1 pseudogene is annotated in these 210 nt (G+C 31.4%); it reads left to right on the top strand.

What is annotated here, in order from left to right:
• Positions 1-210: pseudogene (locus ACRHOC_RS15975) on the top strand (GTP cyclohydrolase I FolE); the annotation flags it as partial.

Raw genomic sequence — 210 nt, 5'->3', positions numbered from 1 at the left:
GAAAAAATTGAGATTATACAAGATGATGTTAGGCATATTATGGTGACCTTGGCATTAGACTTATCTGATGATAGTCTTAGTGGTACTCCTAAACGTGATGCCAAAATGTTCATAAATCAAATTTTTGGTGGTTTAAATCCAAAAAATAAACCCAAAGCATCCACTTTAGACAATAAGTACAAATATGGAGAAATGGTTGTGGAAAAAAAT

Origin of the sequence: Winogradskyella poriferorum (assembly GCF_050618035.1) — a bacterium.
Classification (GTDB): Bacteria; Bacteroidota; Bacteroidia; order Flavobacteriales; family Flavobacteriaceae; genus Winogradskyella; species Winogradskyella poriferorum_A.
The sequence above is the reverse complement of the archived record's forward strand: the minus strand, read 5'-3'. Positions and strand labels throughout refer to the sequence as shown.